Source organism: Nakamurella endophytica (genome assembly GCF_014646215.1).
Lineage (GTDB): Bacteria > Actinomycetota > Actinomycetes > Mycobacteriales > Nakamurellaceae > Nakamurella > Nakamurella endophytica.
The window spans coordinates 67,325-92,818 of record NZ_BMNA01000009.1 but is presented as its reverse complement, the minus strand read 5'-3'; the positions used below and the strand labels follow the sequence as shown (position 1 = coordinate 92,818).

Below are 25,494 nucleotides of genomic sequence, written 5' to 3'. Positions count from 1 at the left end.
GGGGCCCGTGCGGATCAGGCGCCGGTCGCACCCAGGGCCGGCGTCCCCGGTCCGCCGAGCAGCGCGGGCACCGCCGCGGGGGCCTGCCCCAGGACGTGTTCGGCGAGGAAGCCGAGCACCACCTCGTACCAGAGCTTGGCGTGCTGCGGCGTCAGCACCCAGTGGTTCTCCTGCGGGAAGTACAGGAAGCGGTGCACCGTCGAGCCGTCCTCGGCCATCGGCAGCCCCGATGCGGACAGCAGGTCGAACCACAGGCGCAGCCCCTGCCCGATCGGCACCCGGTAGTCGCGGTCACCGTGCACCACCAGCATCGGCGTCCGGATGTCCCCGACGGACAGGTGCGGGCTGTTCTGCCGGGCCATCTCCGTCGTCATCTCCCGGGCCCAGTAGGTGGCGACGTCCGTGGTGCCGCCGAAGTCGTCGAGCGCCCACAGGCTGGCGTGGGTGACGATCGCCCGGAAGCGGTCGGTGTGGCCGGCGATCCAGTTCGCCATGTAGCCGCCGAACGAGCCGCCCATGGCGCCGGTGCGGTCGGCGTCGATGTCCGGCCTGGCCTGGACCGCGTCGGTGACGGCCATCAGGTCGGTGAACGGCGCCTGGCCCCAGGCACCCCACCCGCGTTGCAGGAAGCTCTGCCCGTAGCCGGTGGACAGGCCCGGGTCCGGCAGCAGCACCGCGTATCCCCGGGCCACCATCAGCCACGGGTTCCAGCGCCAGGTCCAGGCGTTCCACGACGACAGCGGCCCGCCGTGCACCCACAGCAGCAGCGGCGCCGGGTGCTCGGCCGACGCCTCCGGCAGCGCCAGCCACGCCCGCACCGGGACGCCGTCCGGCGCCGTCGCGGTGACCTCCGTCAACCGGCCCGGCAGCTCGGGCGGCGCCACCGGCGCCGGCAGCGGCAACGCCTGCCCGACCCGGTCACCGGTCAACGGGATGCGGACCGGGTGCGACGGCGCCAGATACCCGGTCCGCAGCGCGTACACCGCGCTGCCGTCCGGCGCCGGTCGCAGGTCGGTGTACGTCCAGTCGTCCTCGGTCAGCCACTGCACGTCGTCGCCACGGACCAGCGCGACCGGACCACGCCCGTTCCGGTCGGCCGCGACCACCAGGCCGCTGCCGTCCGGCAGCCAGGCCATGCCGGTGATCCACAGGTCCGTGCCGCGGGCCAGCTGCACCGGCTCCGCGGCACCGCCGTCCGGGGCGAGCTCGACGACGTGCACCGACAGCTGGGGGGCGGCGTCCGGCGTCGTCACGGTCTCCCGCAGGTATGCCACCCGCCGGCCGTCCGGCGAGATCCGCGGCGAACCCAGGTCGGCGTCCGGGTCGGCGAGCAGGGTGCGGCGGTCCCCGGTGGCCACGTCGACGACCTTGAGCTCGCTGCGCCGGTCCCCCCGGCCCACCGGCCGGTACCAGGCGGTGACGGCGGTCCGGCCGTCCTCGGACAGGCTGGTCTCCACCTCGTCCAGCGAGCCGCCGGCGTCCGGCGTCAGGTCGACCGGCTCGAGCCGCGCGGTGGGCCGGCCGGGCTCCTCCGCCGCGCCGGCGCCGAGGTCGACCCGCAGCAGCCGCGGGCGCTCGGGCCCGAGGTCGTGGTCCCAGAACCGCACCGGGTATCCCGAGTGCAGCACCGCCGTCACGCCGGCCTGCTTCCGCGCGCGCTGCAGCGCGTCGTCGTCGGACGGGTCGGTGGCTCCCGGCAGCACCGGTGAGAGCAGCAGTGCGGTCGGCGCGCGGCGGGCGGTGAGCACGCCGTGCACGCCGGCGGGCCGGGTGAGCAGCACCCGGGCCTCGCCGCCGGCGGCGGGCAGCAGCCACAGCGGCACGGCCTCGTCGTCCGGCTTGTCGGCCTCCGGGTCCCGCCGCCGGCTGGTGAACAGCAGGTCGCCGTCGGCGGTCCAGGCCGCCGACGCCTCCCCGGTGACGCCGCGGGTCAGCCGGCGGGCCGGGTTGCGCCCGGCCGGGTCGACCTCCCACAGCGAGGTGACGTAGCGGGTGCGCTCGGTGTCGGGCACCGCGACGCCGACCACCAGCCGGGACCCGTCCGGCGAGAGCACCAGGCCGGACATGCGGGGCAGCCGGACGTACTCGTCCAGATCGTGGAACGGGGTGGCGGCGGCGGTGGGCGTTCCGGCCGGTTCGGCCGGTACGGGCTCGGACGGGGTGTTGTCGGTCACCGTCCGGTCCTACCACGGCGGGCCGACGGTGCGACCTCCGGACCGTCCGCGCGGCTACAGCCAGACGCCCTCGCGCGGGCCGCGCAGCCGTCCGCCGGTCGGCTGGTGCTGCGCCTTGACGGCGACGACGGCCGAGCCCCGGACGACACATCCGCTCCCAGCACCGGTCTCGTGCAGGTCGTCGGGGCGGTCCCGGGCCAGAGCGATCCACCGGGACGCGACGGCGTTGGCGGCGGCCACGTCCGGCAGGTCCCGGCCGACGACCACCCGGCTGCCGCTGCACAGCTCCAGCCAGACCTCGTGCAGCACCGGCCGGGGCCGGCCGGAGGACAGGGACCACGTCGCACGGCTCGCCATGGCGGCCCATGCTGCCACCCGCCGGCTCAGCGCCAGCTCTGCAGCAGCAGCACCACCGGCACGCACAGCAGGACGACGGCCAGTGCGTACACCGCCGCGACCTGCCAGCGGGGCGGGCGCCGCCGGTCCAGCAGCCGGGTCACCCGCGCCGACACCACCGGTCCCGGCACGGACGAGGCGGCCGGCGGCGCGCCGACCGGCACCACTGCCGGCGCGGCCGGCGCCCCGGCCGGCGAGGTGGCCGGCGCCCCGGCCGGCGAGGTGGCCGGCGACATGGCGAGCGCCACCTTTGCCAGCGCCCGGGCGAGCACCCGCGGATCCGTGCCGCGCACCGCGATGTCGTCGGCGAGCATCTCCGCGAGCTCGCCCACCGCCACCGCCGCCTGCCGCACGCCGGGCAGCCGACCGAGGGCACTCCCCCACGCCTGGAACGGCAGCACCAGCAGGTCGTGGCGGGACCGGATGTGGGCGCGCTCGTGCGAGATCACGGCCGCCAGCTCGTCCCGGGTCAGCAGGTCCAGCAGCCCGGCGGACAGCACCACCTGCGAGTGCCAGCCCGGGAGGCTGTAGGCGACGGCCGTCCGGTGGTCCAGGATGCGCACGCCGGCGAGCAGGTCCGCCCGGTCGACCGCGGTGGCCGGGCAGCTGTCGGTCAGCAGGACGAGCAGGGCGCGGTGGGCACGCCGCCGGCGCAGCGTCAGCGCCAGACTGCGCAGCAGCACCGCGAACAGCACCAGCGCGATCGCGGAGGAGGCGGCGCCGACGGCGATCTCGGCCGGGGTCTGGCCGCGGAACGGGTGGCCGTCGACCACGTTGCGGAACCAGGTCCGGACGCCGGACCCGACGTCGTCCCCCAGCGGCTCCACGGCCAGCGCCACGCCGGCGCCGACCGCGCTGACCCCGGCGGACAGGCACACCGCCTGCCACAGCACCAGCGCCGGGCGCGGGGCGCGCCACCCCCAGGTCGAGCGCGCCAGCGCGGCGCTGACCGGGGAGGCCAGCAGAAGGCTGGTCAGTGCCAGCGCCGCCGCCAGCGCGGCCGCCGTCGGCACGGCAGGACTACCGCTCGTCCAGTGCCCGGCGCAGGGCGGCCACGTCCTCCGCCGACACGGAGCCGACGAAGCGGGTCAGCACGTCGTCGCGGTCGCCGGCGCCCTCGAGCACCTGGCGCATCAGGTCGGCGGTGTGCTCGGCCCGGCCGGCCACGGCCTGGTAGGTGTGCGCCCGGCCGTCCCGGGTGCGGCGGACGACGCCCTTGCTCTCCAGCCGGCTGAGCACGGTGAGCACGGTGGTGACGGCCAGCTCCCGACCGGCGAGGGACTCGGTGACGCTGCGGGCGGTCATCGGGGTGCCGGATGCCCACAGCGCCTCGATCACTGCACGCTCGAGCTCGCCGCGGCCGACCACCCGGCTCACCTCCCCTTGTCCCACCCAGTCTACCGCCGAGCGTTCTACGGCGCGTAGAACTGCGGAGATCCGGGAGCGGCCCACGCCTCTGTTCGCTCGTGGCGAAGATCCGCCGTTCCGGCCCGGCCCGGACGCACGATGGACCGGTCCGGGTGCTGCCCGGACGGCGTTCGGGGGACGCACGGCCCCGGAGCACGCCCCGCCGGACGGTGACGACCGGCGGGACCGCGGATCAGCCGGACGACCGATCGCAGCGCCCGGTCGTGCCGAATGAACTGCGGGTGTCCGGGAACCTGGCGAAACGTGATCGTCACCAGATCCTTACCGGAGCGGGGGAACATCCCCGTCAGCCCTGACGTCTGGACTGAACGAGGTGGCACCCGATCTCTCCGGCGGATGTACTGATGCAGTGCCGTCGCACTCGTGCGGAGGCCGTGAACAGGAGGACCCAGTGACCGGAACCCTGACCAGCCCATCGGCGCTGACCGCAGCCGACCGGTGCGACCGGTGCGGTGCGGCGGCTCTCGTCCGCGCGGTCCTGCCCACCGGTGGTGAGCTGCTCTTCTGCGGCCACCACGCCCGCGAGCACTCCGCCCGGCTCGAGCAGATGGCCGCCGAGCTGTTCGACTCGCGCGCCGAGAACTGATCGACGCACCCCTATCGGCGGCCTCCGGGCCGCACCGCCGCAGGGGCGGGTCGCGCATCGCGGCCCGCCCCTGCGGCGTCCCGCGGGCGGTTTTGCGCCGGACGGGCCTGGGCACCGGCCCGGTAGCGTCCCGTCCCGCCGTGCAAGGAGCCCGCCCTTGACCCTCGATCCGGGAGCCACCTCGACGCCGGGAGCCACGCCCGCGAGCACCGCGGCGGCCGGTGCCGCATCCGGGACCGGCCCCTCCTCGACCGCGACCTCCACCGCGGCGGCGACCGCGGCGACGGGGTCCGCCACCGGCTCCCCCGGGTCCGGGAGCTCTGCCCGGCACGCGGCGGGCCGGCCGGCGTCCGACGGTCTCGGTGGGCTGATCGACCGCCTGCTGCCGAAGTCGGGCTCCGCGCTGGACCGGATCGCGCTGCGGGCCCAGCAGCGCGTCGGGCGATTGACCGGCACCCCGGCCGGGCGGGCGGTGACACCGCTGCTGCGCGGCAACGAGACGATCGGCCACCCGTCGCACCCGATCCTGGTCACCGTGCCGATCGGCGCCTGGGTGCTGGGCAGCTGGTTCGACCTGCGGCACGCCCGGCACGGACGGCCCGCCGACGCCAAGGCCGCCGACACCGCGCTGCGGGTCGGCGTGGTGAGCGCGGTGCCCGCCGTCGTCACCGGCTGGGTCCAGTACCTGGACACCCGGGACGACAGCCGCCGCGAGGCCGCCGTGCACGCCGCGGTCAACGCCACCGGCCTGACGCTGTACCTGGTGTCGCTGGCCGCGCGGCTGGTCGGCCTGCGGCGGGCCGGCCGGGTGCTGTCGACCTCGGCGCTGCTCGGTGTCGGTGTCGGCGGCTTCCTGGGCGGCGACCTGTCCTACCGCAAGGGCGTCGGCGTCCGCCCGCAGGTGCTGTCGGACGCCGAGCAGCCGGTCGCCGCACCGGTGGTGCACCGGTGACGTCCACGCTGCCGTCCCACGGCCGCGTTCTCGCCCTGCTGGCGATCGTCGAGCGGGTCGCCGGCCGGCGGTGACCCGGGGACAGGACGGCCGCGACGACGAGCCGGACGAGGGGGTGGCCGCCGAGAACGTCCGGACGGTCTCCGCACGGCAGGGTTGAGCTTCCCGGACCGGCCACACGCACCCGCCCGGCACTGCATCCGGCGGGGCGATGGCCGCCTCGGGCCTTCTGCTGCCCGCATCCTGGCCGTAACCCCGCCGCGATGCGTACTCTCGGAGGGGAGAGCCGCACCACGTCGGTCGGCGGGGTGGCTCGCCGCTCCGCCGCCGGGCCCTTGCCTCGGGCGTCGCTCATCCATGCAGCGTGAGAGGTCGACGCCGTGACCGACGACATCCGACACCTGGCCCCCGACGGTCGTGACGACCTGGCCGCAACCCAGTCGGTGGTGCTGCGCCGGCTCGCCGCCGGGCTGGCCCTGGGTGCCGACTCGGCCGAGCTGTGCTCCGGCCTGGTCGAGGACCTGCGGCTGCCGCTGGGCGTCGACATGGTCCTGCAGTACACCCGGCGGCCCGGGTCCGACCGGCTGGTGCTCGGCGCGGCAGCCGGACTGGCCGCCTCGGCGGCGGGGCGGCTGCGGGCCTGGCCGCTGGACCGCAGCACGGTCTCGGGCGCGGTGGCGACCTCCGGACAGCCGCAGTGGTTCGACGACGTCCAGCGGATCCCGGACCCGCAGCTGGCCGTCGCCAAGGGTCTCGGGCTGACCGCCTACCTGAGCGTGCCGCTGCTGCACGCCGGGCTCACCGTCGGCACGGTGTCCTTCGGTTCCCGGACCCGGCTGTCCTTCGTGCTCGACGAGCGGATCCTGCTCCGCGCCGCCGCGGACCTGCTGGCGGTGACCGTCGCCGCGACCTCCGCGGCGCCGTCCGGATGTGCCGACCTGGAGCAGCAGGTCGTCCAGCTCGAGCGGGCCATGGACGGGCGCACGGCCATCGGCCGGGCGGTGGGCATGCTGATGCTCGCGATGCCCGCCGACCGGGACACCGCGTGGGCCACGCTCCGCTACCTGTCGAGCGTGACGAACCGCAAGGTGCGGGACCTGGCCGAGCAGCTCGAGGTCCACTTCGCCGACGGCGCGACCCTGCCGGCCGACGTCGACGCGCACGTCCGCACGGCCGTCACCCGCCCGCCGCGGCCCCGGCACCCGCGGGCCTGACCCGCCCGGCGCGCCCGCCGCGGGACGCCGATGGGCCAAGATGGACCGGCAGGCGGAGGCAGCCGCGCGGCCGGTCGGCCCGCGCCCGTCCGCTGCGCCTCGAGGACGGGTGATGAGCGAGACGTCGGGCTGGTCCACGCCGGTCGCCCCGGGCCCGGCGGGTGGCGGCCCGGTTCCCGCCCGGGGCGTCCCGCGTGCCGACCCGCTGGCCGCCGTGGTCACCGTGCTCGGCGGTGTGCTGGGCATCCTCCAGCTCCTGCTGTCGTGGACGTCGGTGGCGCCCAGCGTCGGGTTGCCGATCGAGGGCGGGGTCACCGGCTGGAACGTGTTCCGGTCGGCACAGGCGGCGGCGTCGCTGTCGGTCAGCTCCGCGGTGAGCGCGTACTCCGTCGTCGGCGTCGGGGTGGCCGGCGGGGCGGTGGTGCTGCTCGGGCTGGCGCTGTTGACCCCGGTGGACCACCGACCGCTCGGCGCGGTCGCGCTGCTGCTCTCGCTGGGGATGGTCGCCGCCGCGGTGTGGTGGCTGGCCCGGGCGCACAGCCTGCTGGGTCGCTCGCTCGGTCAGGTGTTCTCGGTGGCCGGTCCCGGCTGGTACCTGTTCCTGGTGGCCGGTCTGGTCGGCGTGGGCGGCGCCGCCAAGGCCCTCGCCGGCTGACCTGCCCGGGCCCGGCGGCCTCCGCGCACCGCGGCCGCCGGAGGCGTGGTCAGAACAGCGGCGCCGGACCGCCGCTGGGACCGAACCGCTCCACCCGCACCTGCGCCGGGTCCGCCCCGGCGTCGACGAGCAGCCGGCTGGCCGTCTCGGCGAAGCCGGCCGACCCGCACACCAGGCACCGCGCACCGGCGACGGGCACCCCGGCCAGGTCGGCGGCGGAGAGCCGCCCGGCCGGGCGGTCCGGCCGGTCCTCGCGGGACAGCACGATCCGGGCGCCGGCGGCCCGCAGTTCGTCGGCGTAGGGCAGGTCGGCGAGCGTCCGGGCGGCCACCACCAGGCTCAGCAGGTCCGTGCGGTCCAGGTCGACGGCGTGCCGGAGCATCGACACGAACGGCACCACGCCGCTGCCGCCGCCCACGGCGGTCGCCGGGCGTCCCCCGGTCCACACGAACCAGCCGCCGATCGGCCCGCGGATCTCCAGCGGGTCCCCCGGCCGCAGCTCGTCCGCCAAAAAGGACGACACCTCGCCGTCCTCCAGCCGCTCGACGTACAGCTCGAGCTGCGGGTCGGCCGGTGCCGACGCCACCGAGTAGGACCGGCTGGCCGTGTAGCCGTCCTCGGCGGTCAACCGCACGACGTAGTGCTGGCCGGGCCAGTGGTCGACCCGGTCGGGGACGTCGAGCCGGATCGCCACCGACCGGGGCGTCGGGTGGCGGACCGAGTGGACGATGGCCGTCCGCCAGCCGCCGATGGGCGCGGTCGGCAGGTCCGGCGCGCCGGGGTCGAACAGTGCGGCCGGTCCGGGCACCGGGTGGCCGGCCGGCTCAGTCACCGCTGTACCGCTCCTGCTTCCACGGGTCGCCGTGGTCGTGGTAGCCGTTCCGCTCCCAGAAGCCTTGCTGGTCGTGGTCGAGCAGGGTCACCCGGGTGATCCACTTGGCGCTCTTCCAGAAGTACAGGTGCGGCACCAGCAGCCGGACCGGACCGCCGTGCTGCACCGGCAGCGGGTGGCCGTCGTGGGTCCAGACGATCCAGGCCTTGCCGCCGGTGACGTCCTCCAGCGGCAGATTGGTGGTGTAGCCGGTGGTCGAGGTGGCCAGCACGTGCGTCGCCGACGGCAGCGGCCCGGCGGCGTCCAGCAGCACGTCGAGCGAGACGCCGCCGAAGCTGGTGTCCAGCTTGGACCACGTCGTCACGCAGTGGATGTCGCCGCGGTACTCCGAGGCGGGCAGGGCGTGGATCTCGTCCCAGCTCCACGTCGACGGCCGCTCGACGAGCCCGTCGACGGTCATCGTCCAGGTCTCGGTGCGGACCCGCGGGGTCACCTCCGCGGTGAGCACCGGGAAGTCGGTCCCGACGTCGTACTGGCCGGGCGGGAGCCGCGGGTCCGCCCGTCGCGCGCGTCCGGTGAATCCTCGGGTGAAGCCGGGCACGGCCACCGCCTCTCGTCGTCGCAGGTGCGCAGCACGGCGTCGTTGCCGCCCAGCATCATGGCCCATCCGGCGCCGGCGTGGGGCGCCGCGGCCTACAGGAGGCCGAGCAGGTGGTCCCGCCGGCGCTCCAGCAGCTCCGCCGACGCCGCCGCGGACGGCGGCCCGGGCACGGCCCGGCGGATCTGCGCGTGCACCCGGGCGTGCGGCTCGCCGGTGCGCGCGGCCACCCGGCCGACCAGCTGGTTGACCTCGCGGCGCAGCTCCGCCGCCGCCCGCCAGCCCTGCGCCGCCGACCCGGCCGGCCCGTCACCCGGCGCGTCGTCCGAGACCGGCGCGTCGTCGTCCGGCCGGTGCCGGGCCATGCCGTCGACCCGGCGGCGCAAATCGGCGTCCCGCCGGGCCAGCAGCGACGCGGTCTGCTCCGGCGTGAGCAGGCCGGGCAGCCCCAGGAAGTCCTCGTCCTCGAGCCCGACGGTGCCGGCCGCGCCGCCGTCCGCCGCGCCGGCCGAGCCCGGTCCCGCGGTGACCGCCCGGCCGCCGTGCAGGACGTGGGCGAACTCGGCCTCCGAGGCCAGCCCCTCCACGCGCCGCGACCGGTCCGGCGGCTCCTGGTCCTCGGGCAGGTCGAGCAGATTTTGGGCGAGGTCGTCGTCCGCACCGGAGCGCGGCGGCGGCATCCGCACGTGGTCGCGGTCGACCTCCATCTCGGCCGCCAGCGTGAGCAGCGGCCGGACCGCCGGCAGGAAGACCGTGGCCGTCTCGTGCGCCGCCCTGGCCCGCACCACGCGGCCGACGGCCTGCGCGAAGAACAGCGGCGTCCGATAGCTGGTCATCCAGGCCAGGCACGCGGCGCGCGGGACGTCGACGCCCTCGGAGATCATCCGCACGCACACCGCCATGCGCTGGTCCGAGTCGCGGAACCGCTCGATCCGGGCGGACGCCTTGGGGTCGTCGGACAGGATCAGCTCCGGCGCGTGCCCGGTGATCCGGCGCACCACCGACGCGTAGGCGCGGGCGTCGTCCCGGTCGCTGGCCAGCACCAGCCCGGCCGCGTCCGGGGTGCCGGACGCCCGCAGATGGCTGATCCGCTCGTCCATGGCCGCGATGACGTGCGGCACCCAGCCACCGGCCGGGTCCAGGGCCGTCTTCCACGCCGCCGCCTCCACGGACCGGGTCGCCGTGTCCGACAGCGACGCGGCCACCACCTCGCCGGCGCTGTTCCGCCATCGCGAGACGCCGGTGTACGCGGCGAACACCACCGGCCGCACCACCCCGTCGGCCAGCGCCTGGCGGTACCCGTAGGTGTAGTCGGCGACGGACCGCAGCAGGTCGCCGTCGGTGTGGTAGTCGACGAACGGGATCCGCTCCTCGGCGCGGGTGCGGAACGGCGTGCCGGTCAGGCTGAGCCTTCGGTGCACCTCGCCGAAGGCGTCGCCGACCGCCTGGCCCCAGCTGAGGCCGTCCCCGGCGTGGTGGATCTCGTCGAGCACCACCAGGGTGCGCCGGCGGGTGGCGCGCGCCGCGTGGATCGCCGGCCGCTGCGCGACCTGCGCGTAGGTGGTGACGTAGCCGTGCGCGCCGTCCGGGACGGGGCCCTGCGCGTTGGTCATCCGCGGGTCCAGGACGAGTCCGACCCGGGCGGCCGCGTCGGCCCACTGGGTCCGCAGGTGGTCGGTGGGGCACACCACGACCACCCGGTCGACCACCCGGTCCCGCAGCAGGCCGGTGGCCACGGCCAGCGCGAAGGTCGTCTTGCCGGCCCCCGGGGTGGCGGTGACCAGGAAGTCCCGGCCGCCGGCCGCGCGGTAGGCGGCGACCGCCTCCTGCTGCCAGGGCCGCAGCCCGGACGCCGGCAGCGGGCCGGACGGGGGCCCGGGCAGCCGGAGCGCGGCGGACGAGGTCACCGCACCCCCTCCCGGCCGAGCCGTGCCGCCGGTCACACCCGAGAAGTGCGCCGGCACAGACGAAATCGCCGGCCCACCGGCACGGCGACCCACGAAGGCTACCGGCCGCGGCACCGGGCGACGGACGGTCCGGGATCGTCGCTGGTCCCCGCGCGTGGCGGGACGGCGACGCAACGGGCGGGTCCGCCTCGACGCTGCACCGGTCGTCGGCAGCCGGCGCATCCGCGGGTGAATGTTGGTCACAGATGCCGCGTCCTGTCGTCGGCCACCCCGCCGACCAGGCATCCTCGAACGGTGAGCCGCGTCAGTCCAGGCGACCAGGACCGCGCCGGCCTGCTGCCGGGTCCGGGCCAGCAGCCCGGCGCCGCGTCCGCACGGGTCGCCGCCACCCCGGTGCGCCGGCCCGCGGCGTCACCGGGTGAGACGGTGGACACCGTCGACACCGTCGACACCGTCGACACCGTCGACACCGTCGACACCGTCGACACCGTCGACACTGTGGCGCTCGACCGCCCGGCTGGCCAGCCCACCGGTGCGCGCACCTCCCCGCCGGCGCGCGGAGGCCAGCCGCACCGAGCAGCCACGGCCCAGCCCCACCCGGCCCCCGCGGCGCGCCCGGCTCCCGGCCCCGCGGCGCGCCCGGCACCGTCGGCCCGCCCTGCTCCGGCACCCGCACCGGCACCTGCACCCGCACCTGCAGGGCCGCCCAGCCGGGCAGCCGTGACCAACCCGGCACCGGCACCGGCACCCCCGCAGTCCCCGGAGCCCGCCGGACCCCAGGACGAACCCGCCGGAGATCCCGTCGCCGGCCCACCCGGCTCCCCGACCACCGTGCTCGACCGTCCCGAACGCCGTCCCGAGCGCGACCACCGCACCTACCCGTGGCACCTCAACGGCACCGGGCCGATCCCGACCTTGGACGGGCCGGTGCGGCACCGATGGCGGAAGGTGGCCGGGCGGACGATGTCCAAGGCGTGGAGCGACTCGCTGTTCGGGATGAGCTCGCAGGCGGCGTTCTGGTGCGCGCTGTCCACCGCTCCGCTGCTGCTGGCCCTGCTCGGCCTGGTCGGCTTCGTCGCGCCGCTGTTCGGACCGAACACGCTCGGGCAGATCCGCGAGCAGATCGACGTGTTCCTGCACGGCCTGTTCAACCCCGAGGTCGCGACCAACCTGGTCGGCGACACGGTGAACACGATCCTGAGCAACGGCCGGTCGGACGTGGTGTCCGTCGGCCTGGTGATCAGCCTGTGGGCCGGCTCCTCGGCCATGTCGGCGTTCGTCGAATCGATCACCATCGCCTACTGCCAGCACGAGGTCCGGCACCCGGTGGTGGAACGGTTCTTCGCGCTCGGGCTCTACCTCGTCGCGCTGGTGTCCGGCATCTTCATGCTGCCGCTGCTGGCCATTGGGCCGACCTACCTGCCCCGGCTGTTCCCACACAGCTGGGAGGACACGGCCACCACGGTGGTCAACATCGTCTACTACCCGCTGCTGTCCATCGGGCTGCTGCTCCTGCTGACCACGCTGTACAAGGTCGCGCCCAAGCACCGGCACACCTGGAAGCGCGGGCTGCCCGGCGCCCTGCTGGCCGCGATCGTGTTCCTCGTCGCCAGCTTCGGGCTGCGGCTGTACCTGGCGTACGTGTACTCGCACGGCCTGACCTACGGCGCGCTGGCGACGCCGATCACGTTCCTGCTCTTCTACTACTTCGTCTCGATGGCGATCATCATCGGCGCCCAGTTCAACAACGCGCTGCTGGAGTACTACCCGCCGCGCCGGTCCCGCCGCGAGTTGCGCAAGTGGCGGCGGTACCACCCCGACGTCGAGCCGCCCGCCCTGGAGCCGGCGCAGTAGGCCGACCCGGTACGGCCGCCACCAGCCGGCTCCACTGCCCTTCGCGGCACCAGGGTTCCGGGGCAACGCTGGTGGCGGTCACGGTCGTCGGGACGGGCTCCGCGCGCCGCGGCAGCCGGGCGGCCTGCTCGTGGCGCGGCGCTGCCCCCGTGCCCGGCCGGTCCGTCGTGGCCCGGCTCACCCGGTGGCGGCGCCGCTCAGTCGCGGCCCTTGGGCAGCGAGTCGAAGATCTTCTTGCAGTCCGGGCACACCGGCGACCCGGGCTTGGGGCTCCGCGTCACCGGGAAGGTCTCGCCGCACAACGCGACGACCATGTTGCCCATCACCGCGCTCTCGGCGATCTTGGACTTCCGCACGTAGTGGAACATCTTCGGGGTGTCGTCCCCCGTGGTGTCCCGGGTGTCGGTGTCCGGCTGCTCCAGCACCTGGGTGCTCATCGGCAGCTCCTCTCCCTCGCTGATCGGCACCGCCAACTATGCCAGCCGCCGCGACGTGAGAGGCTGCCCGTCCATGTCCGTCGTGCAGCTGCATCCCGAGGTCGAGCAGGCCGTCGCCGACCACCGTCCCGTCGTCGCGCTCGAGTCGACGATCCTGGCCCACGGGCTGCCCCGCGGTGACAACCGCACGGCCGCCGACCGGTTCGAGGCGGCCGTCCGCCGCGGCGGCGCGGTGCCGGCCACCATCGCCGTGCTGGACGGCGCCGTCCGGGTCGGTCTGACACCCGATCAGCTGGACCGGCTGTGCGCGGGCGACGACGTGGCCAAGCTCTCGGTCCGCGACCTGGCACCGGCGCTGGCGCTCGGCCGGGACGGCGCGACGACGGTCGCGTCGACGGCCGCGCTGGCCCACCGGGCGGGCATCGCCGTGTTCGCCACCGGCGGCCTCGGCGGGGTGCACCGCGGCGCCGCGGAGACCTTCGACGTCTCCGCCGACCTGCCCGTGCTCGGCAGCACCCCGATCGTCGTGGTGTGCGCGGGCGTCAAGTCGATCCTGGACGTCGGCGCCACCCTGGAGTACCTGGAGACACTGTCGGTGGCGGTGCTCGGCTACCGCACCGACGCCTTCCCCGGCTTCTACCTCGCCGACTCCGGGTTCCCGGCGCCGTGGCGGGTGGACATCCCGGAGCAGGTGGCGTCCGTGCTGACCCACCGGCGCGGGCTGGGCGGTCCGGGCGCCGGCGTGCTGGTCGCCAATCCGGTGCCGCCGGAGTCGGAGCTCGACCGGGGGCTGCACGACCGGACCCTGGCGTCCGGGCTGGAGCTGGTCGAGCGGGAGCACGTGACCGGCAAGGACGTGACGCCCCGGCTGCTCGCCCACTTCCACGAGGTCACCGCCGGCGCCAGCCTCGCGGTCAACGTGGACCTGGTGCTGTCCAACGCCCTGCTGGCCGGGCAGATCGCGGCCGCGCTGGCCGAGCAGCGGTGATGGCACCGGACCCGGGGCGGGCGCCGCGTCCCGTGGTGGTGGTCGGCGACGTCGGGCTCGACGTCCTGGCGCGCACCGACGGCCCGGTGGTCTTCGGCCAGGACACCAGGGCCAGGGTGCTGGTGACGCCCGGCGGCGCCGGCGCGAACACCGCCGTCCACCTGGCCCGGCACGGTGTGGACGTCACCCTGCTGGCCCGGGTGGGCGACGACGAGGCCGGCCGCTCCGCGCGCGCCGAGCTGTCCGCCGCCGGCGTGCGGTGCCGGCTCGCCGTCGACCCGGTGCTGCCCACCTGCTGCGTGGTGGTGCTCGTCGGGCCGGACGGCGAGCGCACGATGCTGCCGGACCGCGGCGCGAACCGGGCGTTCTCCGTCGCCGACGCCGCGCTGCCCGACGTCCCCGGCCACCTGCCCGGCCCGCCGCACCTGCACGTCTCCGGCTACGTGCTCCTCGATGACGACTCCCGCGCCGGGGCGCTGGCCGCGATGGCGGAGGCCCGTGCGGCCGGGTGGACGGTGTCGGTGGACCCGCAGACCACGACCCATCTCGGCGAGGTCGGCGCCGCGACCTTCCTGTCCTGGATCGACGGCATCGACCTGGTGCTGCCCAACGACGCCGAGCTGGCCGAACTGGGCGGCCTCGCGACAGTGCTGGAACACGCGGCGGCGGTCGCGGTCACCCACGGTCCCGGCGGTGCCTCCTGGTGCGACCGGGACCGCCGGGTGTCCGTGCAGGCGCGCGCCGTCCACGCCACCGACTCCACCGGGGCGGGGGACGCCTTCGACGCCGGGCTGCTGTCGGCCTGGCTGTCCGGTGCCGGCCCGCGGGAGGCGCTGGACGCCGGGGTGCGGGCCGGCACCGCGGTCGCCGGCGCCGTCGGCGCGCGCGGCGCTCAGCCGGCCGTCAGCGACGCCACCAGGTAGCGGACCCCGTACGGGTCGTCGAGGTAGCGCAGCTCCGACCGCCACCGCCTCCGCGCTGCCGTCCCGTCCGGACCGCAGCGCTTGTCCGGACCGCCGTGCCCGTCCGGCCCGCCGTGCCCGTCCGGTGCCAGCGCACCGGCCAGCACCTGCCACGCGGCACGCCCGCCGGCCAGCAGCTCGGCCGCCAGCACCGGGTCCAGCGCGGCGAGGGCGCCGGGATCGGGCGCGGCCAGCGCGGCCGCCACCGCGTCGTCGAAGGCCGCGGCGCGCGGGTCGAGATAACCGGGCGCCGAGGTGCTGCGCCGCGCGGACCCGTCGCCGGTGACCAGCAGCGCGGTGCGTCCCGGACGCCGATCCAGGGCGGCGCCCCACCGCGCGCAGTCCGCCGGCGTCAGGTCCGCGGGCACCGCCAGGAGCCGCAGCAGGTCGGGTGCGCCGGCACCGCTGTCGTCGAGAACGGCGAGGGCGACCAGGTGACCGAGGACCGGCGCGGCTCCCCCGGTCCCGCCGTCCCGGCCGGGAGCGGGCAGCCAGCGCCCGACTCCCGCGCCCGGCTCCATCGGTCGCCACGCCCCCTCGCCGAGCTCGGCGTCCGCGTCCCGCCCGTCGCGCTGCGCCGTCCCGGGGTCGCCCGCGACGACGACGACCTCGTCCGGCCGGGACGCCCACAGAACGGCCACGGCCGCCCGGCACGCCGCGCGCAACCGCTCCACCTCGGGCACCGGCCCGCCCGTCGCCCCGGGCAGCAGCAGCGGCGGCTCCGGGCACAGCGCCGCCGCGACGATCACGCCAGCCCCCGCAGCACGCGGGCCGGCGGCCGGTCGCCGCGGACCGCGGCCACCATGTCCAGCGTCGCGCGGGTCTCGGCGACGTTGTGCGCCCGGAACATGGTGGCGCCCAGCCAGGCGCTGACCGCCGACACCGCCAACGTCCCGGTGAGCCGCTCGCCGACCGGGGCGTCGAGCGTCTCGCCGACGAAGTCCTTGTTCGACAGCGAGACCAGCACCGGACGGCCGGTGGCGACCAGCTCGCCGAGCCGCCGGGTGGCCTCCAGCGAGTGCCAGGTGTTCTTGCCGAAGTCGTGGCCGGGGTCGACCAGGATGCGCCGCGGGTGGACGCCGAGCCGCTCGGCCCGCTCGGCGAGCGCCGCTGTGCGCTCGACGATGTCGGCGACCACGTCGGGGTACGCGACCCGGTGTGGGGCCGTCCGCGGGGTGGCGCCGCCGGTGTGCGTGCACACCAGCCCGGCCCCGAACTCCGCGGCGACCTCCGCCAGGCGCGGGTCGTGACCGCCCCACGCGTCGTTGAGGACGTCGGCGCCCGCCTCGCACACCACCCTGCCGACCTCGTGCCGCCAGGTGTCCACGCTGATCGGCAGGTCGGGGAACTCGTCCCGCACCGCGGCGACGAAACGGGCCGTGCGGCGGATCTCCTCGGCCACGTCGACGGGAGACCCGTGACCTGCCTTCACCCCGCCGACGTCGACCAGGTCGGCCCCGGCCGCGACGGCCTCCCGCACCCGCTCGAACGCCGCACCTTCGGCCCAGGTGGCGCCCCGGTCGTAGAACGAGTCGGGTGTCCGGTTGACGATCGCCATGACGAGCAGCTCGCCCCGGCGCACCGTCCGGTCCCGCAGCAGATAGTGCGGTGCACCGCTCACCTCACCGCCGCCGGCGCCCACGTCACCGCCGCTGCCGCGGCTCACGCTGCTGCCGCCGCTCACCTCACTGCCGCCGGCGCCCACGCTCCCGCCGCTCACGCCGCTCACGTGCGGGCCGTCCGTGACCCTGCACCCGCGTCACCAGTGGTTCTCTGGGCCGGCCGGGGCACGGTGGCCACGCTACGCGCCGGTGTCGCGCGCCGGTTCCGGTTGTCGGCCGCGGCGCCGTGTGGGACCGTCCGAACCGGGCCGCATCCTGCGGCCCGCCACACCGCCGGCGGTCGCCGCCGGCGCACGGACGTGGGGGTCCACCGATGGCTCTGCCCGGACGGCCGGTCGGCGGTCCCGCCGGCCGCGCCCCCGCCCGTGCAGCGGCCGGTCGGGCAGCCGCCCGCCCGTCGCCGGCTGCCGCTCCGCCGTCCCCTGCCGGTGCGGGTCCCCGCACCGCCGGTCCCGTCGTCGCGAGGAGAGATCCGGTGCATCCGTCCGTCCCTGGTGGTCCCCGATGAACCCGAGCTACGGGCACATCTTCCTGTACGAAACGCTGGGCACCGCAACACTGTTGCTGCTCGGCACCGGTGTGGTCGCGACCGCCATCCTGCGCGGCAGCAAGGGCGAGAACGGCGGCTGGCTGCTGATCAACTTCGGCTGGGGCCTCGGCGTGTTCGCCGGCGTCTACGTCGCCTTCCCGACCGGTGCGCACCTGAACCCGGCGGTGACCGTCGCGCAATGGATTCTCGGCAACGTCTCCGCCGGGCAGGCCTTCGTCTACTTCGCCGGCGAGTTCGTCGGCGCCTTCCTCGGCGCGGTGCTGTGCTGGCTGTCCTTCCGGGACCACTTCGACACCGAGCCGGACCCCGGCAAGAAGCTGGGCGTGTTCTCCACCGGCCCGGCCATCCGGAACTACCCGTGGAACGTGGTCACCGAGGTGATCGCCACCTTCGTGCTGATCTTCGTCATCCTGGTCGCCGGCGGCACCCCGTCCGGTCTCGGGCCGCTGTTCGTGGCGCTACTGGTCGTCGGGATCGGCGCGTCCCTCGGCGGGCCGACCGGGTACGCCATCAACCCCGCGCGCGACCTCGGTCCGCGGATCGCCCACGCCGTCCTGCCGATCAAGGGCAAGGGCAGCTCCGACTGGGCCTACTCCTGGGTTCCGGTGCTCGGCCCGGTGATCGGCGCCGTGCTCGCGGCGCTGGTCTTCAAGGCCATCGACGCCCAGAGCCTGTTCCCCACCGCCACCTCCTGACCGCTCCTGACCCCCGCCCCGAGAGGATCCCCACCCGATGTCCGACCAGTACATCGCCGCCGTCGACCAGGGCACCACGTCGACCCGGTGCATGATCTTCAACCACGAGGGCCGCGTGGTGGCCGTCGACCAGAAGGAACACCGGCAGATCTTCCCCAGGGCCGGCTGGGTCGAGCACGACGCCGTCGAGATCTGGAACAACACCCGCGAGGTCACCGCCGGCGCGCTGGCCAGGGCCGACCTGACCCACGACGACATCGCCGCCGTGGGCATCACCAACCAGCGCGAGACGGCGCTGGTGTGGGACCGCACCACCGGCGAGCCGGTGTACAACGCCGTCGTCTGGCAGGACACCCGGACCGACGCCATCTGCCAGGAACTGGGCAGCCGGGGCGGCGGTGCGGACCGCTACAAGGCCAAGGTGGGACTGCCCTTGGCGACGTACTTCTCGGGCCCGAAGGTGCGCTGGATCCTCGACAACGTCGACGGCGCACGGGAGCGCGCGGAGCGCGGCGACCTGGTGTTTGGGAACATGGACACCTGGCTGATCTGGAACATGACCGGCGGGGTGGACGGCGGCCTGCACATCACCGACCCCACCAACGCGTCACGCACGATGCTGATGGACCTGGACACGCTGTCCTGGGACGACGAGATCGCCGGCGAGATGGGCATCCCGGTGTCGATGCTGCCGGAGATCCGGTCGTCGTCGCAGGTGTACGGCAACGTCCGGCCGCGGGGCGTGCTGGCCGGCGTGCCGCTGGCCGGAGACCTCGGTGACCAGCAGGCGGCGACCTTCGGCCAGGCCTGCCTGGCCGTCGGCGAGGCCAAGAACACCTACGGCACCGGCAACTTCATGCTGCTGAACACCGGCACGGAGAAGGTGCCGAGCAAGAACGGGCTGCTGACCACGGTCTGCTACAAGATCGGCGACCAGCCGACGGTGTACGCGCTGGAGGGCTCGATCGCGGTGTCCGGCTCGCTGGTGCAGTGGGTCCGGGACAACCTCGGGCTGATCGGGTCGGCACCGGAGATCGAGGACCTGGCGAAGACGGTGGAGGACAACGGCGGCGCCTACTTCGTGCCGGCGTTCTCCGGGTTGTTCGCCCCGTACTGGCGGTCCGACGCCCGCGGCGCCATCGTCGGGCTCACCCGGTACGTGAACAAGGGCCACCTGGCGCGGGCCGTGCTCGAGGCCACCGCCTTCCAGAGCCGGGAGGTGCTCGACGCCATGAACGCCGACTCCGGGGTCGACCTCACCGAGCTCAAGGTGGACGGCGGCATGGTGGCCAACGAGACCCTGATGCAGTTCCAGGCCGACATCCTGGGCGTGCCGGTGATCCGGCCGGTGGTCGCCGAGACGACCGCGCTCGGCGCCGCGTACGCAGCCGGGCTGGCGGTCGGCTACTGGAGCTCGGAGGACGACATCCGCACCAACTGGGCAGAGGACAAGCGCTGGGAGCCGCAGCTGGACGCAGCGGACCGGGAGCGGCTGTACGCCCGCTGGCGCAAGGCGGTCACCAAGACCTTCGACTGGGTCGAGGACGACGACCAGGACTGAGCCCCCACGGGTCGGCCGGGCCGGCGTCGGGGCGGACCACGCAGCCCCCGGCGTCGGGGCGGACCACGCAGCCCCCGGCGCCGGCCCGGCCGGCGCGGCCGGGCGGTCCGGCGCCTCCCGGACGACCGGCACGGCCGGGGCGGTTCGTCGCCGGGTCAGGACAGCCGCTCCAGCACCATCGCCATGCCCTGACCGCCGCCGACGCACATGGTCTCCAGGCCGACCGTCCGGTCCCGGGTGCGCAGCCCGTTGAGCAGCGTCGTGGTGATCCGGGCGCCGGTCATGCCGAACGGGTGGCCGACGGCGATCGAGCCGCCGTGCACGTTCAGCCGGTCGACGTCCACCCCCAGCTGCCGGTAGGACGGCACCACCTGCGCGGCGAACGCCTCGTTGATCTCGACGAGATCGACGTCGCCGATGCCCATCCCGGCCAGCGCGAGCGCCCGCCGGGACGCCTCGACCGGGCCGAGCCCCATGATCTCCGGGGACAGCGCGGTGACCGCGGTGGACACGATCCGGGCGAGCGGCTGGATGCCCAGCTCCCGGGCCCGCACGTCGCTCATCACCACCAGGGCCGCGGCCCCGTCGTTCAACGGGCAGGCGTTGCCGGCGGTGACGGTGCCGCCCGGCCGGAACACCGGCTGCAGGGCGGCCAGCCCCGCCATCGTCGTCCCGGCCCTGGGGCTGTCGTCGGTGCTCACCGTGGTGCCGTCGGGCAGCGTGACCGGGACGATCTCGCGCTGGAAGAAGCCGTCGGCGACGGCCTTCTCGGCGAGGTTCTGCGACCGGCAGGCGAACTCGTCCTGGTCCTGGCGGCTGACGCCGCACAGGGCAGCGACGTCCTCGGCGGTCTGTCCCATGGCCACGTAGACGTCGGGCAGCTCGCCGGACAGCCGCGGGTCCGACCAGGGATCCGCGGTGCCGCGGGCGCGCTCCGCGGACCGGGCGGCGGCGGGCCGGAACGCCGGGTTGACCCACGGGTTGCCGTCCTTGGCCCGCGGATCCGCGCCAGGCTCCACCGGCGGGTTGTCGGACGTGCCGCGCGGGGACCGGCTCACCATCTCCACGCCGGCCGACACAAAGGCGTGACCCTCACCGGCCCGGATGGCGTGCAGGGCCATCCGCGTCGTCTGCACGGACGACGAGCAGTAGCGGGTCACCGTCGCGCCGGGGACGCCGTCCAGCCCGAGCAGCACGGCGACCACCCTGGCCATGTTGAAACCCTGCTCACCGCCGGGCATCCCGCAGCCCAGCAGGAGATCGTCGAGGGTGGCCGGATCCAGCTGGGGCACCTGCTGCAGCGCCGCGCGGACCACCTGCGCGGTCAGGTCGTCCGGGCGGGCGGAGACCAGCGACCCCTTGTGGGCCCGGCCGATCGGGCTGCGGGCGGCGGCGACGATGACGGCCTCGGGCACGGCGTTGTCCCTTCGGTGCGGTCGCCCGGCGGCGACGGCGGCGACCCGGCCGGGAGGCCGGCCGGTCCCCCGATGGTAGGGACGGACCGCGCCGGCCGTGCGGCGGCGCCAGGCGCCGTCAGCCCGACTGGCGGTCCGCCCAGCGGGCCGCCAGGTCCCGGCTCTGCTGCGCGCGCTGCAGCTCGCCGGCGTACAGCACGCCGTAGGTCCAACCGTTCTCGCCGGGCCGGCCGGCCGTGGCCGCGCCCAGGCGGCGCAGGATGTCCGCCGCCACGACGCCGTCCTGGTGCTCGCCGAGGATGTCCTGCAGCTCCCGGTAGCGCTTGACGGACCGCGTCGCCTTCTTCACACCGCCCACCGGCTCGACCAGCTCGGCCGCGTAGCGGGCGCGCTTGGCCGCCTTCCGGGCCCGGTGCAGCTCGTCGTCGACGCCGGACGCGAGCCCGCGGCGCAGGTGCCGGTCGACCTTCCCGAACGCGGTCCGCACGTCCCGCCGCAGGCTCCGCGCCGGCCGGTCCGCGGCCGCGGTGAACGGCGGTTCCGCCGCCCAGCGCGCGGACTCCCGGAGCAGCGCCAGGTAGCGGCGGCTGCGCATGGCGCGCTCCAGCGCCTTGGTGTGCCGCAGCTGCTCGGCCAGCAAGTCCGACTCGATCGTCACCGCCACCGGGCCCAGGACCAGCTCGGCCGGCAGCGCGTGCACGTCCCGGGCGAAGCGCTCGCGCTGCACCTCGCGGTCGCGGACGTTGCCCAGCAACTCGGCCCACCACTTCAGTTCCGCGTCGAACGCGGAGGCGCGGTCGGCGTCGAACAGGTCGGCGAAGATGCGCAGGGTGCTGCGCGCCCTGCGAGTCGCCACCCGCGTCGGGTGGATCCCGCCCAGTCCGCGCCGCAGCTGCAGGTCGCCCTCGACGAGCGCGGTGTCCTGCGCGGCCAGGTAGGCCCGCACCACCTGTCCGGCCGTGGGCTTGCGCGGCAGCGCTGCCGGCGTCGCGGACGGGGCGGCGCCGATCGCCCTGGCCACCTTGTTGGCGGCGGCGGACCGGGTGAAGCCGGCGGCGGCGATGCGGTCGGCGACGGCCCCGAGCAGGTCGGCGTCTCCGGCCGGTCCCTGCTCGACCTCGACCTCCCGCCAGTCGGTGAGCGTGCCCCGGCCGCCGCCCGGGGCGGCGACCGCGACGGTGTCGTCGGCGATCTCGACGACGGTCCGGCCGTCGGCGGCCAGCAGCCGGGTGACCGTCCGGCGGGTCCGGATGGTGACCACGTGCCGCAGCGGTGCGCCGCGGCGCACGCCGGTGACCAGCCCGGCCAGCTCCCGCGGCACCGACGTGCTGCGCACCTCGCCGTCCAGCCGGATCTCGGTCCGCGACGCGGGGCCGTCGCCCGATCGCGCGCCCCCGCTGCCTCCGGCGTCGGTGGGGACCTTGAGCTGCCACCCGGAGTCGGCGTCGCCGGTGCGGCAGCGCAGCGTGATGCCGTGCCGCAGCAGGTCCCGGTCGGCGGTGTCGAAGTAGACGCTGTGCAGGTGCAGCTCGAGGTGCTCGACCCGGCCGCCCGGCGGCACCAGGTCGTCGGCCGCCGGCAGCGCCGCACCGTCCGAGGCCTCGAACTTGTACTCGCGCTCGTCCTGGGTGTCGGCCATGTCGCTCCCCTCTCGCCGGCGCCGGCCGACGGTCACCTGCCCGCTGCCGACGGTACCGATCCGGATGCCGGCCCCCGCTGCCGCACGGTCGCCAGCTCCGCCCGGATCCGCTCGGCGGCGCGCGCCGACGGCTCGGCTGCGAGGGTCGTGAACAGCTCGTCCTGCTCGGGCGTGCGGGCCGCCGCCATCTCGGTGACGTAGCGGTGCAGATCCACCGGGTCCATCGCCTGCGGCACGAACGCCAGCGACCGCCCGTACGCCGCCGCCGCACCGCACAGCCGGGTCGCGGCGTCCCCGTCGCCGCGCCGGAAGAGCACGTACGCCAGCGTCAGCGCGCCGACCAGCCAGGACGTCCGGTCGGCGTCCCGCTCGCAGTCCTCGGTCATCCGCAGCAGCAGCGCGGCGGTGTCGGCCGTCACGTCGCCGGCGGCGATCCGGACCTTGGCCAGGAACCACAGCGCCGAACCGGCGCACCACAGGTAGCCGCAGGCGTCCGCCTCGGCCACCGCCGCGCGCAGCTGCTGCTCGGCCTGCTCCAGGTCACCGGCGCGGAAGGACGCCAGGCCGGCCGACTGCAGGGCCTCGGCCACCCGCTGCGGGGTGCCGGACGCCCGCGCCACGTGCAGCGCGGTCGCCGCCAGCTCCGCGGCGTCCGGCGCGCCGACGGCGGCCCGGAAGTAGGACAGCGTGCACAGCGCGAACGCCTGCACCTCGGTCTCGGCCGTCCGTCCCACGAGGTCCCCGACGACGGCCAGGTTCTCGACGACGGCGGCCAGGTCGCCGGCCAGGTAGGTCATCAGCGCCAGCGCCACCCGGGCGCGGATCAGCAGCGGCAGCCCGGTGTCCGGGCCCGCCGCGTCCAGCAGCCGGCGCAGCACGGCGACGCCCTCGACGACGTTCCCGGTCCGGTACCAGAACCAGAACACCTGCGTGGCGATGCCCAACCCGGTGGCAACGTCCGGGGTGGCGAGATCCAGTGCGGCGCGGATGTTGTCGTTCTCGGCGGCCAGGCGGGCCATCCAGGCGGCGCTGTCCGGACCCCGCATCCCGTCGTCCGCGCCGGCGGTCAGCTCGACCGCCCAGGCGACGAGACGTGCTGCGGCCTCGGTCGTCCGGTCCGGCGAGCGGTGGAGATCGGCGTACTGGCGCAGGGTCTGCAGCACGCGGTAGCGGCGCGGCTCGCCGTCGACCGCCACCACCATCGACTTGTCGACCAGCGACCGCAGCAGCGACAGCGGCCTGGGCGTCCCGGCGACCGCCCCGGCGGCGGCCAGGTCGAAGGTGCCGGGCAGCAGGCACAGCGCCTCGAACGCGTGCCGCTCGTCGGCCGGCAGCCCGTCGTAGGACCAGGCGACGGCGGCGGTCATGGTGGCGTGCCGGCGGTTGGCCCGCGGACCGCCGGCCAGCAGCTCGAAACGGTCGCCGAGCATGCCGGCGAGCTGGCGGACGGACAGCGTCCGCAGCTGCGCGGCGGCCAGCTCGATCGCCAGCGGCAGGTGGTCGAGATCCCGGCACACCGTCGCCACCGTCTCGTCGTCGGCGGGCGAGGGCGTCCAGTCCGGCGCGGACCGCCGGGCCCGCTCCGCGAACAGCAGGTGGGCGGTCGACGGGTCCAGCGGCGGCAACGGGTACACGACCTCGCCGGTGACCCCGAGCACCTCGCGGCTGGTGGCCAGCACGGTCACCCCCGGACACCCGGCCACCAGCTCCTCGACCAGCTCGGCGACGTCGACGGCGACCTGCTCGCAGTTGTCCAGCACCAGCAGCAGCGAGCGGTCGGCCACCGCCGCGGCCAGCGCGGCCGGGTCCGCCGCGCCGCTGACGCCGAGCACCGCGGCGACCGCGCCGACCACCAGCCGGCCGTCGTTGAGCGGAGCCAGGTCCACCCACCACGGGCCGTCCGCGTCGGCGCGCCGGGCCAGCAGCTCCTGGGCGGTCCGGGTCTTGCCGACGCCGCCGGTGCCCAGCACGGTCACCACCGGCGACCGACCGAGCAGCTCCGCGAGCCGCTCGAGCTCGTGCTCGCGGCCGAGCAGCGGGGTGGCCGCCCGGCGGGTACCGGCCGCCCGGGACGCCGTCGCCCCGGTCCCCGGTCCGGGTCCGGGCCCCTTCCCCGTCAGGATCTCGACGGGCGGCGTGGTGGGCGCCAGGTCGGCGTCCTGGCGCAGGATGCGCTCGTGCAGGTCGCGCAGCCGCGGGGCCGGATCGATGCCCAGCTCCTCCTGCAGCAGTTCGCGACCCTGCTGGTAGGTGGCCAGCGCCTCGGCCTGGCGACCGGTCCGGTACAGCGCGAGCATCAGGCTGGCGCGCAGCCCCTCGCGCAGCGGGAAGCGCCGGACCAGGTCCGGGAGCACCTCGGCGAGCTCGCCGTAGTTGCCCAGCCGCAGGTCCAGGTCGGCGGCGAACTCCTGCGCGGCGAGCCGCTGCTCGCCGAGGCGGGCGGCCTCCCGCTGGGCGAAGTCGGCGGGGACGTCGGCGTAGGCGTCGCCCTGCCACAGGTCCAGGCCGGTGCGCAGCCGCGCCCGGGCGGCCACCAGGTCGCCGTCCTCGGCCAGCCGCCGGGCCTGCGCGACCCGGTCGGCGAACCGGACCGCGTCGACGGAGTCCGGCGGGGCGGCCAATCGGTAGCCGGGCGCCTGCAGCGCGACGACGTCCGGACCCACCGCGGACCGCAATCGGGAGATCAAGGGGTGCAGCCGCTGGGCGGCGCGGCCCACCGCGTCCGGCCCCCAGAGCCGCTCCACCAGCACGTCGACGGACACCACGGACCCCACGTCGACGAGCAGCGCGGCCAGCGCGGTCCGCAGCTGCGGCGACCCCACCGCGACCGGACCGGACGGACCGAGGACGCGCAGCGGTCCCAGAACGCCGAACTCCACGAACTCTCCCCGTTCACCCGATCGGCCCCGACGCGCCGGGGCCGGTCAGGTGATGGTACGGGGGTGGGAGGTCCCGCGGACGCGGACGAGGCCGGCTCCCGCTGCGGGGAGCCGGCCTCGTCCGGACGTGCCGTGTGGGTGTCGGCGTGG

Annotated in this window: 22 protein-coding genes; 9 read left to right on the top strand and 13 right to left on the bottom strand. The window is 75.8% G+C overall.

Features of this window, described 5'->3' with window-relative positions:
- Window positions 1-14: 14 nt before the first annotated feature.
- The 4 genes from IEY37_RS17105 to IEY37_RS17090 all read right to left on the bottom strand — a co-directional run bounded on the left by IEY37_RS17105 (window position 15) and on the right by IEY37_RS17090 (window position 3,938).
- The gene (locus IEY37_RS17105; protein ID WP_188943787.1) at window positions 15-2,066 is read right to left on the bottom strand and encodes a S9 family peptidase; all 2,052 of its coding nucleotides are present in this window, start codon (window positions 2,064-2,066) and stop codon (window positions 15-17) included.
- Between the two features lie 162 nt (window positions 2,067-2,228).
- Window positions 2,229-2,531: a hypothetical protein gene (locus IEY37_RS17100; protein WP_188943722.1), complete on the bottom strand. Its 303-nt coding sequence runs from the start codon at window positions 2,529-2,531 to the stop codon at window positions 2,229-2,231.
- Window positions 2,532-2,557: 26 nt separating this feature from the next.
- The gene (locus IEY37_RS17095; RefSeq protein WP_188943720.1) at window positions 2,558-3,583 is read right to left on the bottom strand and encodes a M56 family metallopeptidase; all 1,026 of its coding nucleotides are present in this window, start codon (window positions 3,581-3,583) and stop codon (window positions 2,558-2,560) included.
- Between the two features lie 7 nt (window positions 3,584-3,590).
- Window positions 3,591-3,938, bottom strand: coding sequence for a BlaI/MecI/CopY family transcriptional regulator (locus IEY37_RS17090; protein WP_188943785.1), 348 nt, complete (start codon window positions 3,936-3,938; stop codon window positions 3,591-3,593).
- 451 nt (window positions 3,939-4,389) lie between these two features.
- On the opposite strand from IEY37_RS17090, the gene IEY37_RS17085 reads away from it, so the two are divergent.
- The 4 genes from IEY37_RS17085 to IEY37_RS17070 all read left to right on the top strand — a co-directional run bounded on the left by IEY37_RS17085 (window position 4,390) and on the right by IEY37_RS17070 (window position 7,405).
- Window positions 4,390-4,584, top strand: coding sequence for a DUF7455 domain-containing protein (locus IEY37_RS17085; protein WP_188943718.1), 195 nt, complete (start codon window positions 4,390-4,392; stop codon window positions 4,582-4,584).
- Between the two features lie 157 nt (window positions 4,585-4,741).
- The gene (locus IEY37_RS17080; RefSeq protein WP_188943716.1) at window positions 4,742-5,536 is read left to right on the top strand and encodes a DUF2231 domain-containing protein; all 795 of its coding nucleotides are present in this window, start codon (window positions 4,742-4,744) and stop codon (window positions 5,534-5,536) included.
- A 380-nt stretch (window positions 5,537-5,916) separates the two neighbouring features.
- Window positions 5,917-6,750: a GAF and ANTAR domain-containing protein gene (locus IEY37_RS17075; protein ID WP_188943714.1), complete on the top strand. Its 834-nt coding sequence runs from the start codon at window positions 5,917-5,919 to the stop codon at window positions 6,748-6,750.
- 112 nt (window positions 6,751-6,862) lie between these two features.
- Window positions 6,863-7,405 (top strand): hypothetical protein, encoded by a 543-nt coding sequence (locus IEY37_RS17070; RefSeq protein ID WP_188943712.1) that lies wholly within the window; start codon window positions 6,863-6,865, stop codon window positions 7,403-7,405.
- A 49-nt stretch (window positions 7,406-7,454) separates the two neighbouring features.
- On the opposite strand, the gene IEY37_RS17065 is transcribed toward IEY37_RS17070, so the two are convergent.
- The 3 genes from IEY37_RS17065 to IEY37_RS17055 form a co-directional block, all read right to left on the bottom strand.
- Window positions 7,455-8,237 (bottom strand): FAD-binding oxidoreductase, encoded by a 783-nt coding sequence (locus tag IEY37_RS17065; protein WP_229674560.1) that lies wholly within the window; start codon window positions 8,235-8,237, stop codon window positions 7,455-7,457.
- Window positions 8,230-8,838: a sulfite oxidase-like oxidoreductase gene (locus IEY37_RS17060; RefSeq protein WP_188943781.1), complete on the bottom strand. Its 609-nt coding sequence runs from the start codon at window positions 8,836-8,838 to the stop codon at window positions 8,230-8,232. Before IEY37_RS17060 ends, IEY37_RS17065 begins: the two co-directional genes overlap by 8 nt.
- Before the next feature lie 92 nt (window positions 8,839-8,930).
- Window positions 8,931-10,742, bottom strand: a complete 1,812-nt coding sequence (locus IEY37_RS17055) for a DEAD/DEAH box helicase (protein WP_229674558.1) — start codon at window positions 10,740-10,742, stop codon at window positions 8,931-8,933.
- Between the two features lie 831 nt (window positions 10,743-11,573).
- Between IEY37_RS17055 and IEY37_RS17050 the strand changes: the two genes are divergently transcribed.
- Window positions 11,574-12,596 (top strand): YihY/virulence factor BrkB family protein, encoded by a 1,023-nt coding sequence (locus tag IEY37_RS17050; protein WP_229674557.1) that lies wholly within the window; start codon window positions 11,574-11,576, stop codon window positions 12,594-12,596.
- A gap of 197 nt (window positions 12,597-12,793) precedes the next feature.
- Here IEY37_RS17050 and IEY37_RS17045 read toward each other — a convergent pair whose 3' ends face one another.
- On the bottom strand, window positions 12,794-13,033 hold the full coding sequence (locus tag IEY37_RS17045; protein WP_188943710.1) for a DUF3039 domain-containing protein: 240 nt from the start codon (window positions 13,031-13,033) through the stop codon (window positions 12,794-12,796).
- A gap of 73 nt (window positions 13,034-13,106) precedes the next feature.
- Between IEY37_RS17045 and IEY37_RS17040 the strand changes: the two genes are divergently transcribed.
- Window positions 13,107-14,021, top strand: a complete 915-nt coding sequence (locus IEY37_RS17040) for a pseudouridine-5'-phosphate glycosidase (protein WP_188943708.1) — start codon at window positions 13,107-13,109, stop codon at window positions 14,019-14,021.
- Window positions 14,021-14,944 carry a carbohydrate kinase family protein gene (locus IEY37_RS17035; RefSeq protein ID WP_188943706.1) on the top strand — a complete coding sequence of 308 codons (924 nt, stop codon included), beginning with the start codon at window positions 14,021-14,023 and terminating at the stop codon, window positions 14,942-14,944. The genes IEY37_RS17040 and IEY37_RS17035 overlap by 1 nt, the downstream gene beginning before the upstream one ends.
- Here IEY37_RS17035 and IEY37_RS17030 read toward each other — a convergent pair.
- Entirely contained in the window at window positions 14,914-15,732 is an 819-nt protein-coding gene (locus IEY37_RS17030; RefSeq protein WP_188943704.1) for a class III extradiol ring-cleavage dioxygenase family protein, read from the bottom strand. The genes IEY37_RS17035 and IEY37_RS17030 overlap by 31 nt on opposite strands.
- Window positions 15,729-16,541, bottom strand: coding sequence for a dihydropteroate synthase (folP, locus tag IEY37_RS17025; RefSeq protein ID WP_188943775.1), 813 nt, complete (start codon window positions 16,539-16,541; stop codon window positions 15,729-15,731). The genes IEY37_RS17030 and folP overlap by 4 nt, the downstream gene beginning before the upstream one ends.
- Before the next feature lie 568 nt (window positions 16,542-17,109).
- Between folP and IEY37_RS17020 the strand changes: the two genes are divergently transcribed.
- Window positions 17,110-17,850 carry an MIP/aquaporin family protein gene (locus tag IEY37_RS17020; RefSeq protein WP_188943702.1) on the top strand — a complete coding sequence of 247 codons (741 nt, stop codon included), beginning with the start codon at window positions 17,110-17,112 and terminating at the stop codon, window positions 17,848-17,850.
- A gap of 37 nt (window positions 17,851-17,887) precedes the next feature.
- Window positions 17,888-19,411 carry a glycerol kinase GlpK gene (gene glpK, locus IEY37_RS17015; RefSeq protein WP_188943700.1) on the top strand — a complete coding sequence of 508 codons (1,524 nt, stop codon included), beginning with the start codon at window positions 17,888-17,890 and terminating at the stop codon, window positions 19,409-19,411.
- Window positions 19,412-19,566: 155 nt separating this feature from the next.
- Here glpK and IEY37_RS17010 read toward each other — a convergent pair whose 3' ends face one another.
- The 3 genes from IEY37_RS17010 to IEY37_RS17000 all read right to left on the bottom strand — a co-directional run bounded on the left by IEY37_RS17010 (window position 19,567) and on the right by IEY37_RS17000 (window position 25,344).
- Entirely contained in the window at window positions 19,567-20,826 is a 1,260-nt protein-coding gene (locus tag IEY37_RS17010) for an acetyl-CoA C-acetyltransferase (protein ID WP_188943698.1), read from the bottom strand.
- Window positions 20,827-20,944: 118 nt separating this feature from the next.
- Window positions 20,945-22,465 (bottom strand): CYTH and CHAD domain-containing protein, encoded by a 1,521-nt coding sequence (locus IEY37_RS17005; RefSeq protein ID WP_188943696.1) that lies wholly within the window; start codon window positions 22,463-22,465, stop codon window positions 20,945-20,947.
- 32 nt (window positions 22,466-22,497) lie between these two features.
- Window positions 22,498-25,344: an ATP-binding protein gene (locus IEY37_RS17000; protein ID WP_188943694.1), complete on the bottom strand. Its 2,847-nt coding sequence runs from the start codon at window positions 25,342-25,344 to the stop codon at window positions 22,498-22,500.
- Window positions 25,345-25,494: the final 150 nt, after the last annotated feature.

Coding starts and splice junctions, on each gene's coding strand:
- IEY37_RS17070 (WP_188943712.1), top strand. CDS start 6,863: ATGAGCGAGACGTCGGGCTGGTCCACGCCGGTCGCCCCGGGCCCGGCG.
- IEY37_RS17005 (WP_188943696.1), bottom strand. CDS start 22,465: ATGGCCGACACCCAGGACGAGCGCGAGTACAAGTTCGAGGCCTCGGAC.
- IEY37_RS17020 (WP_188943702.1), top strand. CDS start 17,110: ATGAACCCGAGCTACGGGCACATCTTCCTGTACGAAACGCTGGGCACC.
- IEY37_RS17035 (WP_188943706.1), top strand. CDS start 14,021: ATGGCACCGGACCCGGGGCGGGCGCCGCGTCCCGTGGTGGTGGTCGGC.
- IEY37_RS17105 (WP_188943787.1), bottom strand. CDS start 2,066: ATGTCCGGCCTGGTGCTCTCGCCGGACGGGTCCCGGCTGGTGGTCGGC.
- IEY37_RS17045 (WP_188943710.1), bottom strand. CDS start 13,033: ATGAGCACCCAGGTGCTGGAGCAGCCGGACACCGACACCCGGGACACC.
- IEY37_RS17040 (WP_188943708.1), top strand. CDS start 13,107: ATGTCCGTCGTGCAGCTGCATCCCGAGGTCGAGCAGGCCGTCGCCGAC.
- glpK (WP_188943700.1), top strand. CDS start 17,888: ATGTCCGACCAGTACATCGCCGCCGTCGACCAGGGCACCACGTCGACC.
- folP (WP_188943775.1), bottom strand. CDS start 16,541: ATGGCGATCGTCAACCGGACACCCGACTCGTTCTACGACCGGGGCGCC.
- IEY37_RS17100 (WP_188943722.1), bottom strand. CDS start 2,531: ATGGCGAGCCGTGCGACGTGGTCCCTGTCCTCCGGCCGGCCCCGGCCG.